This window comes from Amycolatopsis vastitatis (assembly GCF_002234595.1).
In the GTDB taxonomy this organism is placed as follows: domain Bacteria; phylum Actinomycetota; class Actinomycetes; order Mycobacteriales; family Pseudonocardiaceae; genus Amycolatopsis; species Amycolatopsis vastitatis.
This window is the reverse complement of the sequence record NZ_NMUL01000048.1, coordinates 13745-28358: the sequence shown is the minus strand read 5'-3', so window position 1 is coordinate 28358 and position 14614 is coordinate 13745. Positions and strand designations below refer to the sequence as shown.

The window sequence follows — 14614 nt, the reverse complement described above, 5'->3', positions numbered from 1 at the left end:
CGTGCGAAGATCCCGGGGTGTCCCGGACCTCCTCCCGCCCGCGCTCGTTCTGGGACGACGCGGTCGTGTACCAGCTGTACGTCCGCTCGTTCGCCGACAGCGACGGCGACGGCGTGGGTGACCTCGGCGGGGTGGTCGAGCGGCTCGGCCACATCGCCGGGCTCGGCGCCGACGCGATCTGGCTCAACCCCTGCTACCCCTCGCCCCAGGCCGACCACGGCTACGACATCGCCGACTACCGGGAGATCAACCCGGAGTACGGCAGTCTCGAGACGTTCGACCGGCTGGTCGCCGAGGCGCACGCGCGCGGGCTGCGGATCCTCATGGACCTCGTCCCGAACCACTGCTCGGACCAGCACCCCTGGTTCACGGCGGCGCTGGCCGCCGGCCAGGGCTCACCGGAACGCGCACGGTTCCTCTTCCGCGACGGCCGGGGCGACCAGCCGCCCAACAACTGGCAGTCGGTCTTCGGCGGTCCCGCCTGGACCCGGGTCACCGAGCCCGACGGCACGCCCGGGCAGTGGTACCTGCACCTGTTCACCCGCGAGCAGCCGGACTTCGACTGGCGGCACCCGGACGTCCTCGCGTACTTCGACGACGTCCTGCGGTTCTGGTTCGACCGCGGCGTGGACGGGTTCCGCATCGACGTCTGCCACGGGATGATCAAGGACGCGGCCCTGCGGGACTGGGACGGCGACGGGTACAACGCGCACAGCTGGAACCAGCCGGAGGTCCACGAGATCTTCCGCCGCTGGCGCGCGCTCGCGGCGGGCTACGGCCCGGAGCGCGACCTGCTGCTCGTCGGCGAGGTGTGGGTCCCCGACCCGGCCGATCTCGACCACTACCTGCGCCCGGACGAGCTGCACCAGGCCTTCTCCTTCGACTTGCTGGTCCAGCCGTGGGAGGCGGCCGCGCTGCGCGGCGCCGTCGAGCGCGCCGTGGCCGGCACGGCCGCGCACGGCGCCCCGGCGGCGTGGACGCTGGCCAACCACGACGTGCACCGGGCCGTCACCCGCTACGGCATCGTCCGTCCCGAGCCCGCTCCGGTCAGCAACGACGCCTTCGCCGCCCTGATGCGCCCGCGCGGCGAGGTCGACACCGCGCTCGGCGAACGGCGGGCCCGCGCCGCGCTGCTCCTGGTGCTGGCCCTGCCCGGCTCGGTCTTCCTGTACCAGGGCGAGGAGCTGGGCCTGCCCGAGGTCCTCGACCTGCCGGACGAGGCCCGCCAGGACCCGGTGTTCCACCGCAGTGGCGGCCGCGAGAAGGGCCGCGACGGCTGCCGCGTCCCGCTGCCCTGGAGAGCGGACGCGCCGGCGTTCGGGTTCGGCGCCGGAACCCCGTGGCTGCCGCAGCCCGGGTGGTTCGCCGGGTATGCCGCCGACGTCCAGGAAGCGGACGGCGCGTCGATGCTGCACTTCTACCGCCGGGCCCTGCGGACCCGGCGCGGGCGGGACCTCGGCGAGCCGGGCCCGGTGGAGTGGCTCGGCACCGGGGACGACGCCGTGCTGGCTTTCCGGCGCGGGGAACTGGTGTGCGTGGTCAACACGGGGAGCGGGCCGTTCACGCCACCCGCCGGGTGGGGCGAGGTCGTGCTCGGCAGCGCGCGTTCCGAGGACGGCGTGCCGGGCGACTCCGCGGCCTGGTTCGCACCCGCCTGAGCGGACGGCCGCGGTCCGGCAGGCTACCCGGCGGCGGACTTCGCTTCGTCGTAGCGAGCCTGGGCCGCCATGGCGTCCGGGACACTCGCCTCGAGGAACTCGATCAGCCCCCGCAGCCGCAGCGCCACCTCCTGCCCCGCGGGCGTGAGGCTGTACTCCACGTGCGGGGGGATCGTCGGACGGGCTTCGCGGTGCACGAAGCCGTCCCGCTCGAGCGCCTGCAGTGTCTGGGCGAGCATCTTCTCGCTGACCCCCTGCACGCGGCGGCGCAGGGCGTTGAACCGGAAGACGCCGTCGTTCAACGCGACGAGCGCCAGCACACCCCACCGGCCGGTGACGTGTTCCAGCAGGCTGCGCGACGCGCACGCGGCGCTGAACACGTCCGCGACCAGGTCGTCGTGCTCCACCTCGGCCATCGCGTCACCTCCTCCGCCGTGACCTGTCCGTCGTTCTTCCACGGTTCGATACTACCCAGAAGTTTGCACGATGGATGTGACGGCACTTACAATGAGTTTGTACTTTCGAAAAGTTAGTACATGCTCCAAGGACAAGGAAGTTGAAACTTCAAGGAGCAATCATGATCGTCGTCACCGGCGCCACCGGCCACCTCGGCAAGCTCGTCGTCGAAGGCCTGCTCGAGAAGCTGCCCGCCGACCAGGTCGTCGCCGCGGTGCGCACCCCCGAAAAGGCCGCCGACCTGGCCGCGCGCGGCGTCGAGGTCCGCCGCGCCGACTACACCGATCCCGACAGCCTGGTCACCGCGCTCAAGGGTGCCGACAAGGTGCTGCTGGTCTCGAGCAGCGAGGTCGGCCAGCGGGCGGCGCAGCACCAGGCGGTCATCGAGGCGGCCAAGCAGGCCGGCGTCGGCCACCTCGTCTACACCAGCGCCCCGAAGGCGACGACCTCGGCGCTCGTGCTGGCCCCGGAGCACAAGGCGACCGAGGAGCTGATCGAGGCGTCCGGCCTGGCCGCCACGATCCTGCGCAACAACTGGTACAACGAGAACTACGCCGACACGATCAAGCAGGCCGTGGCCACCGGCAGCTTCGTCGGCAGCGCCGGCGAAGGCCGCGTCGCCAGCGCCGCACGCGCGGACTACGCCGCGGCGGCGGTCGCCGTACTCACCGGCGAAGGCCACGAAGGCAAGATCTACGAGCTCACCGGAGACGTCGCCTGGTCGAACGCGGAACTCGCCGCCGAGATCGGCAAGGCCACCGGCCGCGAGATCACCTACGTCGACCTGCCCGCCGACGAGCACGCCAAGGCCCTGACCCAGGCCGGTCTCCCGGAGCCGGTGGCCGGCTTCCTCTCCGCGCTGGACGCCAACATCAAGGACGGCATCCTGGCCGAGACCACGCCCGACTTCCACGCCCTGACCGGCCGTCCGAGCACCCCGATCGCCGTGACGGTGGCCGAGGTCGTCGACGCCGCCTGAGACGGCCCGCGCCGGGGACGCCGTGAGTGGCTCGTTCAGGTCGCCTGAACGAGCCACTCGAAAACGGCGGCCCGGACGTCACCCCGTTCCCCCGGTTCGCTCGCCGGTGTCGAGGCCGAGCGCCTCGACCAGGTCGGCCACCCGGTGGTGAGCCTCCAGCGGGTGGCGCAACCGGCCTTCCGGGTGGATCTTGTAGTGGTTGCGCCTGCCGACCCGTTCGCGTTCGAGGTAGCCCTCCGCGATCAGGTCCGTGAGGATGAGCTGCACCCCGCGTTCGGTGATCCCCACCCGCTCGGCGATGTCGTGCAGCGTCCGGTCCGGATCCGCGGCCACGCACAGCAGGACGTGCGCGTGGTTGCTGAGGAACGTCCACGAAGCCATACCGGCCACAGTAGACGTCCGAACTTGACAGACGAACCACAGTTCGTCATTCTGGAGGCACGGAGGGGAGTACCCGCCCGGTCCGGCATCGTCAGTCCGGCTGCCCGAGCGCAGCCCGGTGCCGGCGTCACCCTCGGGTGACCGGGGAGACCTCTGGTTCGTCACCGAACCAGAGGAGTGTGCTGTGACTGTTCCCATCTGGGCCTGGGCCGCCGTGCTCGGCGTGATCCTGGCCATGCTCGCCATCGACCTGGCCGCCCATCGGCGGACGCACGTCGTCGGCGTGCGGGAAGCGCTCGCGTGGTCCGGCGTGTGGGTGGCGCTGGGGCTCGCCTTCGGCGCCGTCGTCTGGTGGGCCTGGGGCGCGGAGTTCGCGGGCCAGTACTTCGCCGGCTATGTCATCGAAAAGTCCCTGGCCGTCGACAACGTCTTCGTGTTCGCGATCATCTTCGGGTACTTCGCCGTCCCCCGCGAGCACCAGCACCGCATCCTGTTCTACGGCGTCATCGGGGCGCTGGTGTTCCGGGCGGTGTTCATCGCCGCGGGCTCGGCGCTGATCGCGAGCTTCGCGTGGATCCTGTACGTCTTCGGCGCTTTCCTGGTCATCACCGGCATCCGGATGGCCCGGCACCGCGACGAGACCGTCGACTACGAGCGGAACGCGGTCCTGCGGGTGTTCCGCCGGACCGTCCCGTCCACCGACCGCTACCACGGCAAGAAGTTCCTCGTGCGGCAAGGCGGCCGCTGGGTTGCCACGCCGCTGCTCACCGTCCTGGTGCTGATCGAGGTCACCGACGTCGTCTTCGCGGTCGACTCGATCCCGGCGATCTTCGCCGTCACCCAGGAACCGTTCCTGGTGTTCACGTCGAACGCCTTCGCCGTGCTCGGCCTGCGGGCGATGTACTTCCTGCTCGCCGACGTCATGCACCGGTTCGTCTACCTCAAGCTCGGCCTGGCCCTGGTGCTGGTCTGGGTGGGCGTGAAGATGCTGCTGCTGGACCTCTACAAGATCCCGACCGTGCTCTCGCTGGCCGTGGTAGGCGTGATCCTCGGGACCGCGTTCGCCGCCAGCCTCCTCCGGACGCGGGCCACCGCGCGCCCGGACGCCTGACCCCTCCCCCGGAAAGGAACGATCACCATGCGCCCCACCCACCGATTCGCCACGGCCGTCGCCGCCGGCGGCCTCCTGCTGGCCCTCACCGGCTGCGGCGTCGCCCAGCAGGCCTCCGAAACCGCGGGCCAGGTCGGCGCGGCCGCGTCCTCCGCCACGGTCTGCGCGGAGGCGGTGCGGATCGCCACGGCCACCCCGGACCTCACCGACCCGCGGGCCGCGGCCGACCGCGCCCACGCCGCCGCCGGCGAACTGTCCGAACTGGCCTCGCGGGCCGGGAACACCACGGTGGGCGAAGCGATCGGCACCCTGGCCGGCACCCTGCGCGAGACCACGATCGGCGACCTCACCGGCGCGCCGGCCGCCTGGCTGCGCAAGCAGGCCGACCAGGTCGCCGCGCTGACCAAGGCGTGCGGGGGCTGACCGCGGCCGGGCCTTCTTCCGGTGCGCCGGTTCGCGGAGACGATCGTCCCCATAGGACTCTTCGTCGGCCGCGGTTCCGGAGCGGACCGCTAAAGTTCCCCCATGAACGAAGTCCGGACGCAGGCGGCCGCCGGTTCCGCGCCCGCGGAACGCCCGCCGTCGGTGTCCGCCTTGCGGGAACGCGTGTACGCGACGCTGGCGGGCCTCTCGACCGTGCTGCTCCTGCTGAACTACGCGCAGAGCACGTCCGCGGCGGAAGCCCTCGCCGACATCGCGGCCGCGATGGGCGCCCTCTGCCTGGCCGGCGGGTTCGCGGACGTGAGCGCGCACCGGATCGCGCACGGCCGCTTCCCGCGCGGAGCGGACCTGCGCCACATCCTCTCGGCGGCGGGCCACGTCCTGGAGACCGCCCTGCTGCCCGTCCTCAGCGTCGCCGCCGCGGCACTGGGCTGGCTGCCGCTGGGGACCGCCCTGTGGATCGCCGCCCTGTCGCTGGTGCTCACGATCGCCGCGCTGGCCATGGTCGCCACGCGGCGCGCGGCCGTCCGGTGGCCGGTCAAGCTGCTGCTCTTCGTCGGGGAACTGGCCATCGCCCTCGTGGTGGTGGCGGTGAAGCTGATCGCCCACTGAACGGGCTCCCCGGCGTGGACGGCAGGCGGTTCGCGGCGGGGCTCTGGTTTGAACCGGGCCGCGAACCTGGGCCAGCGGCGCTTGGGGGCCGTAGCCCTTCGTCCCCGTGACTTGGCTCCAGTCTCCCGCCACCGCCGCCGGGAAGCCAGGGCCGAAAGCCTCCGCGATCGGGTGATACCGGTGTGTTCGAGCGCCTTCTCCCGCGCAGGGGGGCGGCCGGTCACCCCGCGCGGCCGTGCGGTCAGGCCGGGACCACCTGGACCACCACCGCGGTCGCGTTGTCGTGGCCGCCGGCCGCCTCGGCGTCGGCCAGCAGCCTGCCGACCTGCCCCGCCGGGGACGCGGACGCGGCCAGCACCTCCCGGATGCGCTCGTAGGGCACCTGTTCGGCCACGCCGTCGCTGCAGAGCAGCAGGACGTCCCCCGGGCGCGGCGCGAGGTTCAGCACGTCCGGTTCCGGGTGCGCGGGATGCCCCAGGTAGCGGGTCAGCTGGTAGCGCGCGGCGTGGGCTTCGGGCGAATCGAATGCGTACCAGCCGTTGACCGCGCCGAGCCACGCCATCGTGTGGTCGGTGGTCAGCAGCTCCAGCAGCCCGTCCCGCAGCCGGTAGGCGCGGGAGTCGCCGAGCTGCACGATCCACAGGGCTTCCCCGGCCGCCACCAGCGCGGTCAGCGTGCACCCGGTCAGCCCGCCGATCCGGCGGCCGGCTTCGCCGACCGCCGCCTGCGCCCGCGCGACGGCGGCCCGCAGCGCCGCGGCGTCGATCGCGTCCCCGGCGGCCGGGAGCCGGTCCACGAAGACGCCGGTCCCGGTCCGGCCGGCCACCCGGCTGCCTTCGCCGTCCCCCATGCCGTCGGCGACGACGGCCAGCAGGGGCGACTCCCGCAGGTGCAGCACGTCGAAGTTGTCCGAGTACCGCCGGCCGGTCACGCTCGCCCCGGCCGCGCGGAAGGCACACTCCGTCATGCCCGCATGATGCCAGTGTCAGAGCCCGAACGCCCTGAGGTCGATCGACTCGCCCAGCAGCCGGTCGCCTTCGGCGTTGGGGTGGTAGCAGTCGCTGCGCCAGTCCGCGCGCATCACGGTCGGGTCGGCGGGGTCGCGGAGCACCGAATCGAAGTCGAGCACCGCGTCGAACGTGCCGGACGTGCGAATCCACTCGTTGACGGCGAGGCGGGCCTGTTCCTTCGGTCCCCCGGCGGCGTTGCACATCGGCAGCACGGTCGCCCCGACGATCTTGCGCCCCGCGGCGTGCACGCGCGCGGCGACGGTCCGCATGGCGCCGACGACCTGGGCGGCCGGCGCGGGCGGCGCGTTGTCGCCGCCGCCGATGTCGTTCGTCCCTTCCAGGAGCAGGACGTACCGCACACCGGGCAGGGAAAGCACGTCACGGTCGAGCCGCACCGGCGCTGGCGGCCCGCAGCACTGGCCGGTCGGGTCGTACGGGTTCGGCTGGACGCTGACGGTGTTGCCGCTGATCCCCGCGTTGGCCACCGACAGCCGCCGCCCCGGCGGCAGGTTCCCGATGCGCGCCGCCAGCACGTCGGTCCAGCGCGGGCCGCCGCCGAAAGCGTTGTAGCCGTCGGTGATCGAATCGCCGAGGGCGACGATGGTGCCGCGCGCGGCCGAAACGGCGCTGATCGCGTCCGCCCACCACAGGACGCCGGGTGAGAAGGCGCCGTAGGCGGCTCCCGACTCGTCCGCCCCGGCGTCACCGGGCCCGCCGGAGAGGAACGAGCCCGGCGTGTCGGTCTCCGGCGGCGGGAACGTGTGGTCGCCGATCGGCGAGCCGGGGGCGTAGACGCTGACGGCGACGTGGTCGCCGCGCCGGACGGACAGCGGCAGCGGGTCGGTCCACGCGCTGGCGCCCGGCGGGATCGTCACCGCGCGCCGGAAGCCGAACGTGGCGTGGCGGTTCGACCGCGGGACCAGCGCCGGCGAAGCCGTCGACGGCTGCAGCCCGGCCCACACCGACCGCACGGTCAGCGCGGCGGTGGCGGACGGGTTGCTCAGCCGGACCCGCAGCCCGGTGCCGCTCGCGGTCACGGTGAGGACGTTGCGGACCGTGGCGTCGGGCGCGGTGCCGTGCACTCCTTCGAGGGCTGACTCCGTCAGGGTGACGGCGTGCGGCCCGGCTTCGTCCGCGGGCGCGGCGACCGCCGTGGCCGGCGCCAGCAGCGACGCGGAAGCGGTCAGGACAACAGCGGTCAGGCGCAGGTGCATCCGGGACGTCCTCTCATCGCACGGGGGGGTTCCCCGCCGGGCCGTAGGTCAAGCGGTCGACACCCGGCAGGGACGCGCCGCTGTCGGCGAGCACGGCCTCGTGGCCGTGGCCGCTGCCGTGCCCGGCCAGGATCTGGGTGCCGCCACCGGAAGCGTTGCGATGCACAGGAATGTCAGCGGCAACACGGCGGTTGGGAGCGCTCCCGATCGAGGGTAACCCAGGGTCCGCCACGCCGACAAGACCGTCTGAAAGCGCTTCCGCGCGTCCCGCCGGGTGGGCGGGACGCGCGGAAGCCCGCTCGGATCAGGACGCCCACGGAGAGCTGACGGCCCAGCTCACGTCGTCGTTGTAGGCGTTGGTGCTGTCGAAGGCGTTCGAGCCGCCGTTGGCCGCGATGTAGACGGTGTTGTTGTAGTGGCGCACGTACCGGTCGGAGAAGTTCAGCGACCTCAGCGAAGTCCCCTGCCCGCTGCGGCCGGCCTCCGGGCAGAACGTCGCGTCCTGGCCGAACAGCGCGCTCCCGTCGCTGGCCTGCACATGGAGCTGGTAGTTCTGGTGCCGCAGGTACTGGCCGGACACGTTCTTCGACTCGAACGACACGCACGAGCTGTCGGCCAGCCCGGTCCGCACGGTCCAGGTCGCGTTGCCCTTCTCCGTGGCGGAGCTGCCGCTGCCGACGACCGCTGTGTCCACTGTGGACCCGGTGTGGTGGATGTAGCGGTCGGTGCAGCACGCGGTGGTGGCGCGCAGCGAGACGGACGTGCCCGGCGTCAGGCCGGTCCCGGCCGCACCGGTGGCGTAGCCGGCCGCGGTGATGTTGGCCTGCACCGCGTTCTCGGTGGCGTCCGACGGGTAGCCGGAGGTCATCACGCCCTCGTAGAAGGTGCCGCGGGCGCCGACGCTGTTGTCACCGCCGATACCCAGGATGATCGCGCCCTCCTTCTTCATCGGGTTGTAGCCCGAGACGTTGGGGCGCACTCCGTCGTAGAACGTCGACAGGCCACCGGACTGCCCGTTGCCGCCGCGGATGGCCCAGCGGTTCGGACCGCCCTTGACGACGGCGGTCAGGAAGCGGTGGCTGATGCTCGGGTCGTTGGCGTTGTAGTGCTGGTTGACCCCGGAGAACAGGCCGTTCTCCAGGTCGGCCATGATCCACGGCCCGTTTCCGCTGCCGTAGCCCCAGACCTTGATGTTGCCGAAGTAGATGGCCTCCATCGTGCCGTTGCCGTTGTCCCGGCTGTTGCGCTCGGCATTGCCGTAGTCGAAGCAGCAACCGCCGTTGTAGTGCGTGCCGTCGAAGATCGCGTACATGCCTTCCGGCTGGTCACCGGTGGCGATGCCGTTGGTGTTGTTGTTGCGGTACCCGGTGCCGGGGGCGATGTAGACGCCGTAGGCCTTGTGGCCGCCGACGGTGATCGGTGCCGCGGTGGCGTTGGCGAGGTTGTCGTACCCGCCCGCGGCCGGGCCGTTGAAACCGCCGGGAGGCGCCTGCGTGAGCCGGTTGTTCCGGCCGGACTGGTCGTAGATGATCGTGATCAGGCAGGTGGTCCCGGCGCAGAACGAGTCCTGGGCCGCGGAGTTGGCGACGCCGCCGGCGCTCACCGGGGCGATGTCCCGGGTGGTGTTGTCCGACGAGCGCCGGACCTGGTACAGCGGGCCCGTGTAGGCGCCGTACAGGGCACGGGTGGTGCTGTGCGCGGCCACGCACGGCGTGCCACCGGACGCGTAGATGTCGCACGGCCCCTGGGTGGCCGCCTGCGACGTGCCGCCGCCGGCCAGCAGGCCGCCGACGAGTGCCGCGGCCGCGATGACGGCCGGGACGAGGGCCTGCCGATGGACGTGTTTCGACTGTCGTGCCATGGTTGATCTCTCCCGTTGCGTTCGGGGATCACTGCCGAATTCCTTGGCCGGGCATGACTTCACCAGCACGCCGGCGCGCGGACGGGAAGAGAGAGGCCCGCTGGCACGCTCGGTGCATACCGTGGAGTTGCTGATCAGTAAGGTTGCGCGGGCCGGCGTCGTTGCCAACCTCCTCCTCGATCACCGGCACACTCGGACGGCACAAGCGGAGCGATTGTGAGCGCTAACATAGCGCCCGGCCCGACGGAGTGCAACGGCCTGATCGCGGGCCGCACCCGCGTTCGACTACTTCACCTCGGCACCCGGCCGCGGGACCGCCGCGCCGCGTTCGTCCTGGATCGTTCAGGGCCGCCGCTCCCGCGGGCCGCCGCGTATCCACTGTGGACAGTATGCTCAGCCGGCGGCGTGGTCGGCCAACCCGGTCGCCATGGCCTGCACCGCGCCGACGCCGTCCCGGCCGTCACCGGCGCCGGGACAGCGCCATTCCTTCAACGGGGACGTGCTCGAACCGCTGCACGAGCAGGGACCGCCAGCCGACGTCCTCCCGGCTGCAGAAGGTCGGACGAAGCGGTCCGTCTCGAAACCGGTGTAGGGCCGCAGATCGGACCGGGCCGAGTCGAACACCACGGTCCCCGAGGCTACCCGGCGGCGGCGGTCAGGCCGTCTCGGTGGGCAGGCCCGCCGCGACCCAGTCCTCGATGCCCTCGCGGTACTTGCGGACGCCGGTGTAGCCCAGCGCGGTGAGCCGGTCGGCCACCTGCCCGCTGTTGGGGCAGGCCGGGTTGGAGCAGTAGGTGACGATCGCGGCTCCGCGATCGGGCAGCAGGGCCGGTGCCTGCGCGTCGACGTCGGCCAGGACCAGGGCGACGGCGCCGGGCAGGTGCTGCTTGGCGTAGTACTCGCCGCCCAGCGCGTCGACCACCGTCACGGTGCCCTCGTCCATCGCGGCCTCGAGCTCGTCGCGGGTGATGAGTGCGGTCATGTCGCTCCTTCGAGATAATCGGACTATAGTCCGTCTGTGCTCCCCGACGATAGCGGACCGCAGTCCGGTTCTGCAATGCCCTTGGACCTGCTTCGCACGCCTCCGCCCAAGGAGCGCGCGGACGCCGCCCGCAACCGGGCGGCCATCCTGGACGCCGCCGCCGTGCTCTTCGCCGAACACGGCGTCGACGCGGTGTCCATGGACCAGGTGGCGGCGGCCGCGGGCGTCGGCAAGGGCACCCTCTTCCGCCGCTTCGGCGACAAGGCAGGGCTGGCCGCGGCGTTGCTGGACGCCCGGGAACACGTGCTCCAGGAAGGGATCCTGCACGGACCGCCGCCGCTGGGCCCGGGCGCGCCGCCCGTCGAACGCCTCGCCGCCTTCGCCGACGCCTACCTCGACTACCTGCTCGAGCACCTGCCCGTGGTGCGGATGTCGGAGACCGCGGCCCCGGGGGCCCGGTACCGGATCGGCGCCTACCGGTTCTGGCACCGGCACGTGGCGATCCTGCTCGCCGGCACGCCCGACCCCGACCACACCGCCCACGCGCTGCTCGCACCCCTCGCCGCCGAGCACGTCGCGGCGATCCTGCCCGGCCTCGGCGAACGACGGGTCCGCGCGGGCGTCGCCCGGCTCTGCCGGCAGGCCTTCTCCTGAGACCGGGCGTCTCCTCAGGCTGGACGTCCAGCTCCACCCCATGATCCGGGCGGTGCGCCGCCGGCGCAGCCACCCACGGGCCCGCCGCACCCGTTCGTGCGCCCCGGCGAGCCGCACCTCGTGGTCGCGGTCCGGCCGGTAGGCGAGCTCCAGGTCGAGCAGCGGCTCGGCGCCGCCGTGTCCGCGTCGACGAAGAAGCGCACCACGCGGCCGGCCACGACGGTGCCCGACCGCAGCCGCACCCACTCCTCGACGGCGTCGGGTGACGGGCAGGACGACACGAACAGCGAACCGAGGTCGGGCATCAGCGCCGAACCGATGACGAGCGCGGCTCGCGAGCCACCTCCGGTCATCGGCTCCTCCTCCCCCGGGTTACACCTGCAGGTCCGCTTCGATGCGTTTCAGGTAGTGCCGGGCCAGCGCCAGGTTCGCCCGTTCGCGGTCGAGCACCAGGTACAGGAACAGCGAGTTCCTCGACGAGTTCATCAGCCGGATCAGGTGGTACTGGCGGTGCAGCGTGATCAGGATGTCCTCGATGGTGTCGTCGAGCGCGAGCGAAGACATGACCCGCAGTTTCGACCGCACGACCTCGGTGTTTCCCGCCGCGGCGACCTCCAGGTCGAGCCAGTCGCCGCCGCCGCCGGTGCCGAGCGACATGCCGCTTTCGTAGTCGACCAGCGCGACCCCGACGGCACCGGCGATGGACATGGCTTCCTTGAGTGCTGTGTCGATGTTCATCATCGCGGGAGCATCCTTTCCGTGAAATGGGTGTGGCGGCTAGGCGGCCAGGATCGCGCCGATCCGTTCGATGACGGGCCGGGACTCGAACAACAGGCGCCCGACGTTCAGCCCTTTCTCCCCGAGCACGACCATCAGCGCCAGCCGCCCGACGGCGTAGACGGCCAGGTAGTCCTCGCTGCCGAACGCCACGGTCTGGCTCAGCGCGCCTTTCCCGGTCATTTCGGCCACCTGGCGCGCGATCCCGAGGTCGGCCGCGGCGAGCGCGGAGATCTTCGCCGGGTCGATGTCGTCGGCCGAGTCGGCGATGATGGGTATTCCGTCGACCGCGGCCAGCACCGTGCCGGTCACCCCGGCGACGCCTTCCCGAAGACTGCGCAGTTCGCCGGCCAGTGCTTCGAAGTCCACAGCGATTTCGTCCCAATTCGCAAAGACCGAACGCAAAACAAAAGGGCGCCCGACAAAGAGCATGTTTTTCGAAACGGGAAGAAATCGACGATCGGCGGCGTCGTTCATTGATCACGCGAGCGGCGATCCGGATTGTGGCAAAATATCGGCACTCCGCGCGACGAGCCCCCGGACGCGCTTCGCCCGGTCGGCCGCGCCACGCTCGGTGACCGGGCACCCGCACCTCCCCGTCACCCCGGTCCCGGTGTGCGAAAGTGACCCCATGAACGGCCGGACGGAGGACCAGCCCGAGGAGCACGCCGGTGCGGCCACGTCGGTCGCCGGGCTCGGCCGCACACCGGAGTGGACGGTGAGCGGATCGCGCGGGCGCTGGACGACGGCCGAGCGCACCCTCCACGCCGGCGGACGGCGCTGGGTGATCGGCCTGACCCCGACCGCCGGCGGCGAGACGGCGCTGATGCTCTGGCGCGGCGACGAAGTCGTCGCCCACCGGCGAGGCACCGAGGCCGCGCTGTGCGGCACGGCGCTCCGCTGGGTGGGCAACCTGCTGGCCGGACGCCCGTTCGACGGGTGACGGAGTGGCCCCGCCGGACGGCGCCCGCCGGTCAAGATCCACTAAGGTGGGTGACACCTGGGGCCGAGAAGTGAAGTGAGGAGCGCCCCGTGCCGACGTTGACCGAACTGCCGCAGTGGACGATCCGCACCGCCGGTCACGAGGTCACCTTCGTCCCCGCTCCGGCGGGGCGCGGCCGACGCCCGCCGGCCGCGCCGCGCGTGTGGCCCGGGCGCGGGCTGGCCCTGCACGAGGACGACCTGCCGCCGTTCGCCAAGGCGCTCGGCGAGGTGATGAAGCTGCCGGCTTACTGGTCCGCGCGGGCCGGCGCCGCCTCGCGCGCGGCCGATGACGAGGCGGCGTGGCCGGTACCCCGCCACGACCCGGGCGACGGCTTCGTCCACTTCACCGGACCGTGCGGCAGGCCCGGGTCCCTTCCGGCCGGGTCGTTCGCGCTCGACCTGGCCGACGTCCGCGTCCTGCGGATCCGCGTCTCCGCCTACCTGCACGAACGCCGGCGCTGAGGCGGCATCCGGTTCAGCGCAACGGCTCCAGCGCCTTCGCCAGCGGCTCGAGCACGGCCGGGGTGTGCGGCGGCGGCAGGTAGACGATCGCCAGGTCCAGGCCGGCTTCGCCGAGCGCCTCCGCGTCGGCGGCGACCTGGGCGTAGTCGAGGTCCGGGCCGAGCCGGACGTGCGAGGACAGCGTGATCTCGGCCGGGTCGCGGCCGACGTCCGCGCAGTGGCGGTGCAGCACGTCACGCTTGCGGGCGAACTCTTCGGGCGAGCCGCCGACGAAGTTCCAGTGCTGGGCGTACTTCGCGGCCGTGCGCAGCGTGCGCTTCTCGCCGCTGCCGCCGATGCAGATCGGCGGATGCGGCTTCTGCACGCCCTTCGGCTCGCACCGGGCGTCGGTCAGCCGGTAGTGCTCGCCCTGGAACGTCGTGGTCTCCTGCGTCAGCAGCCCGACGAGGACTTCGCAGGCTTCCTCGAAGCGGTCGCTGCGCTCCTTGATCGAGCCCAGCTCCATGCCGTACGCGCCCGACTCCTCCTCGTTCCAGCCGGCGCCGACGCCGATCTCCAGCCGTCCGCCGGAGACGATGTCGAGCGTCGCGGCCATGTTCGCCAGCAGCGCGGGGTGGCGGTAGTGGATGCCGCTGACCAGCGTGCCCAGCCGGAGCCGCTTGGTCGCCTGCGCCAGCGCGGTGAGCGTCACCCAGCCTTCCAGGCAGGGCCCGGTCGAATCGGAGAAGATGGGATAGAAGTGGTCGAAGGTCCAGCCGGATTCGAACAGCTCGATTTCGTCGGCGGCCTGCCACACGGCGAGCATGCCGGCCCATTCGGTGTTCTGGGGCGAGGTCTTGATGGCGAATCGCATGATCTTCATCGTAACCTGGAGTTCCTCCAGAACGCCCGTCTTCATCGGCCGAGGCGGCCGTCGATCCTTTCCCGCAGGAGGTCGGCGTGCCCGAGGTGGCGGGCGTCCTCCTCGATCATCCCGACCAGCGCCTCGCGCAGCGAAATCGGCCCGCCGCGCCATCGCTCCGGCGGCAACCG

Annotated in this window: 20 protein-coding genes; 8 read left to right on the top strand and 12 right to left on the bottom strand. The window is 72.1% G+C overall.

Features of this window, described 5'->3' with window-relative positions:
• Positions 1-17 precede the first annotated feature (17 nt).
• Complete coding sequence (locus tag CF165_RS39055; protein ID WP_093952629.1) at positions 18-1658, top strand: glycoside hydrolase family 13 protein; 1641 nt, start codon at positions 18-20, stop codon at positions 1656-1658.
• 23 nt (positions 1659-1681) lie between these two features.
• Here the strand turns inward: CF165_RS39055 and CF165_RS39050 are convergent, their stop codons facing one another.
• Positions 1682-2074: a winged helix-turn-helix transcriptional regulator gene (locus CF165_RS39050; protein ID WP_093952628.1), complete on the bottom strand. Its 393-nt coding sequence runs from the start codon at positions 2072-2074 to the stop codon at positions 1682-1684.
• 161 nt (positions 2075-2235) lie between these two features.
• On the opposite strand from CF165_RS39050, the gene CF165_RS39045 reads away from it, so the two are divergent.
• Positions 2236-3093: an SDR family oxidoreductase gene (locus tag CF165_RS39045; RefSeq protein ID WP_093952627.1), complete on the top strand. Its 858-nt coding sequence runs from the start codon at positions 2236-2238 to the stop codon at positions 3091-3093.
• Positions 3094-3171: 78 nt separating this feature from the next.
• Here CF165_RS39045 and CF165_RS39040 read toward each other — a convergent pair whose 3' ends face one another.
• Complete coding sequence (locus CF165_RS39040; protein ID WP_093952626.1) at positions 3172-3474, bottom strand: helix-turn-helix transcriptional regulator; 303 nt, start codon at positions 3472-3474, stop codon at positions 3172-3174.
• Between the two features lie 184 nt (positions 3475-3658).
• Between CF165_RS39040 and CF165_RS39035 the strand changes: the two genes are divergently transcribed.
• The 3 genes from CF165_RS39035 to CF165_RS39025 all read left to right on the top strand — a co-directional run bounded on the left by CF165_RS39035 (position 3659) and on the right by CF165_RS39025 (position 5638).
• A complete protein-coding gene (locus CF165_RS39035; protein ID WP_093952625.1) occupies positions 3659-4585 on the top strand; it encodes a TerC family protein in 927 nt (308 codons plus the stop codon).
• A 27-nt stretch (positions 4586-4612) separates the two neighbouring features.
• The gene (locus CF165_RS39030) at positions 4613-5008 is read left to right on the top strand and encodes a bacteriophage spanin2 family protein (RefSeq protein ID WP_093952624.1); all 396 of its coding nucleotides are present in this window, start codon (positions 4613-4615) and stop codon (positions 5006-5008) included.
• Positions 5009-5110: 102 nt separating this feature from the next.
• On the top strand, positions 5111-5638 hold the full coding sequence (locus CF165_RS39025; RefSeq protein ID WP_093952623.1) for a hypothetical protein: 528 nt from the start codon (positions 5111-5113) through the stop codon (positions 5636-5638).
• Between the two features lie 241 nt (positions 5639-5879).
• On the opposite strand, the gene CF165_RS39020 is transcribed toward CF165_RS39025, so the two are convergent.
• The 5 genes from CF165_RS39020 to CF165_RS39005 form a co-directional block, all read right to left on the bottom strand.
• Positions 5880-6605 (bottom strand): PP2C family protein-serine/threonine phosphatase, encoded by a 726-nt coding sequence (locus CF165_RS39020; RefSeq protein WP_093952622.1) that lies wholly within the window; start codon positions 6603-6605, stop codon positions 5880-5882.
• Between the two features lie 18 nt (positions 6606-6623).
• Entirely contained in the window at positions 6624-7862 is a 1239-nt protein-coding gene (locus CF165_RS39015; RefSeq protein ID WP_093952621.1) for a GDSL-type esterase/lipase family protein, read from the bottom strand.
• Positions 7863-7875: 13 nt separating this feature from the next.
• A complete protein-coding gene (locus CF165_RS50565) occupies positions 7876-8028 on the bottom strand; it encodes a hypothetical protein (RefSeq protein ID WP_240521977.1) in 153 nt (50 codons plus the stop codon).
• A 138-nt stretch (positions 8029-8166) separates the two neighbouring features.
• Positions 8167-9723 carry an alpha-L-arabinofuranosidase B gene (locus CF165_RS39010; RefSeq protein ID WP_093952620.1) on the bottom strand — a complete coding sequence of 519 codons (1557 nt, stop codon included), beginning with the start codon at positions 9721-9723 and terminating at the stop codon, positions 8167-8169.
• Positions 9724-10378: 655 nt separating this feature from the next.
• The gene (locus CF165_RS39005) at positions 10379-10705 is read right to left on the bottom strand and encodes a rhodanese-like domain-containing protein (protein WP_093952658.1); all 327 of its coding nucleotides are present in this window, start codon (positions 10703-10705) and stop codon (positions 10379-10381) included.
• A 75-nt stretch (positions 10706-10780) separates the two neighbouring features.
• On the opposite strand from CF165_RS39005, the gene CF165_RS39000 reads away from it, so the two are divergent.
• Positions 10781-11359: a TetR/AcrR family transcriptional regulator gene (locus CF165_RS39000; RefSeq protein WP_240521976.1), complete on the top strand. Its 579-nt coding sequence runs from the start codon at positions 10781-10783 to the stop codon at positions 11357-11359.
• A 14-nt stretch (positions 11360-11373) separates the two neighbouring features.
• Here the strand turns inward: CF165_RS39000 and CF165_RS38995 are convergent, their stop codons facing one another.
• The 3 genes from CF165_RS38995 to CF165_RS38985 are packed head-to-tail and all read right to left on the bottom strand — an operon-like array spanning position 11374 to position 12613.
• Positions 11374-11712, bottom strand: a complete 339-nt coding sequence (locus CF165_RS38995; RefSeq protein WP_240521975.1) for a hypothetical protein — start codon at positions 11710-11712, stop codon at positions 11374-11376.
• A gap of 19 nt (positions 11713-11731) precedes the next feature.
• Positions 11732-12097, bottom strand: coding sequence for a hypothetical protein (locus CF165_RS38990; RefSeq protein ID WP_167441712.1), 366 nt, complete (start codon positions 12095-12097; stop codon positions 11732-11734).
• 39 nt (positions 12098-12136) lie between these two features.
• Positions 12137-12613 carry a roadblock/LC7 domain-containing protein gene (locus CF165_RS38985; protein ID WP_240521974.1) on the bottom strand — a complete coding sequence of 159 codons (477 nt, stop codon included), beginning with the start codon at positions 12611-12613 and terminating at the stop codon, positions 12137-12139.
• A 154-nt stretch (positions 12614-12767) separates the two neighbouring features.
• Here CF165_RS38985 and CF165_RS38980 point away from each other — a divergent pair, with 154 nt between their 5' ends.
• Positions 12768-13079, top strand: a complete 312-nt coding sequence (locus tag CF165_RS38980) for a hypothetical protein (protein ID WP_093952656.1) — start codon at positions 12768-12770, stop codon at positions 13077-13079.
• 89 nt (positions 13080-13168) lie between these two features.
• The gene (locus tag CF165_RS38975; RefSeq protein ID WP_093952617.1) at positions 13169-13582 is read left to right on the top strand and encodes a hypothetical protein; all 414 of its coding nucleotides are present in this window, start codon (positions 13169-13171) and stop codon (positions 13580-13582) included.
• Between the two features lie 13 nt (positions 13583-13595).
• On the opposite strand, the gene CF165_RS38970 is transcribed toward CF165_RS38975, so the two are convergent.
• Together CF165_RS38970 and CF165_RS52930 are read right to left on the bottom strand one after the other, a co-directional pair.
• A complete protein-coding gene (locus CF165_RS38970) occupies positions 13596-14435 on the bottom strand; it encodes an LLM class F420-dependent oxidoreductase (RefSeq protein WP_167441708.1) in 840 nt (279 codons plus the stop codon).
• 41 nt (positions 14436-14476) lie between these two features.
• Complete coding sequence (locus CF165_RS52930; protein WP_439098539.1) at positions 14477-14611, bottom strand: mycothiol transferase; 135 nt, start codon at positions 14609-14611, stop codon at positions 14477-14479.
• Positions 14612-14614: the final 3 nt, after the last annotated feature.

What these genes read in the sequence shown, in the direction of transcription:
- CF165_RS39050 (WP_093952628.1), bottom strand. Translation starts at nt 2,074, where the DNA reads ATGGCCGAGGTGGAGCACGACGACCTGGTCGCGGACGTGTTCAGCGCC.
- CF165_RS39045 (WP_093952627.1), top strand. Translation starts at nt 2,236, where the DNA reads ATGATCGTCGTCACCGGCGCCACCGGCCACCTCGGCAAGCTCGTCGTC.
- CF165_RS39040 (WP_093952626.1), bottom strand. Translation starts at nt 3,474, where the DNA reads ATGGCTTCGTGGACGTTCCTCAGCAACCACGCGCACGTCCTGCTGTGC.
- CF165_RS39030 (WP_093952624.1), top strand. Translation starts at nt 4,613, where the DNA reads ATGCGCCCCACCCACCGATTCGCCACGGCCGTCGCCGCCGGCGGCCTC.
- CF165_RS39025 (WP_093952623.1), top strand. Translation starts at nt 5,111, where the DNA reads ATGAACGAAGTCCGGACGCAGGCGGCCGCCGGTTCCGCGCCCGCGGAA.
- CF165_RS39020 (WP_093952622.1), bottom strand. Translation starts at nt 6,605, where the DNA reads ATGACGGAGTGTGCCTTCCGCGCGGCCGGGGCGAGCGTGACCGGCCGG.
- CF165_RS39015 (WP_093952621.1), bottom strand. Translation starts at nt 7,862, where the DNA reads ATGCACCTGCGCCTGACCGCTGTTGTCCTGACCGCTTCCGCGTCGCTG.
- CF165_RS39010 (WP_093952620.1), bottom strand. Translation starts at nt 9,723, where the DNA reads ATGGCACGACAGTCGAAACACGTCCATCGGCAGGCCCTCGTCCCGGCC.
- CF165_RS39005 (WP_093952658.1), bottom strand. Translation starts at nt 10,705, where the DNA reads ATGACCGCACTCATCACCCGCGACGAGCTCGAGGCCGCGATGGACGAG.
- CF165_RS39000 (WP_240521976.1), top strand. Translation starts at nt 10,781, where the DNA reads ATGCCCTTGGACCTGCTTCGCACGCCTCCGCCCAAGGAGCGCGCGGAC.
- CF165_RS38995 (WP_240521975.1), bottom strand. Translation starts at nt 11,712, where the DNA reads ATGACCGGAGGTGGCTCGCGAGCCGCGCTCGTCATCGGTTCGGCGCTG.
- CF165_RS38990 (WP_167441712.1), bottom strand. Translation starts at nt 12,097, where the DNA reads ATGAACATCGACACAGCACTCAAGGAAGCCATGTCCATCGCCGGTGCC.
- CF165_RS38985 (WP_240521974.1), bottom strand. Translation starts at nt 12,613, where the DNA reads ATGAACGACGCCGCCGATCGTCGATTTCTTCCCGTTTCGAAAAACATG.
- CF165_RS38980 (WP_093952656.1), top strand. Translation starts at nt 12,768, where the DNA reads ATGAACGGCCGGACGGAGGACCAGCCCGAGGAGCACGCCGGTGCGGCC.
- CF165_RS38970 (WP_167441708.1), bottom strand. Translation starts at nt 14,435, where the DNA reads ATGCGATTCGCCATCAAGACCTCGCCCCAGAACACCGAATGGGCCGGC.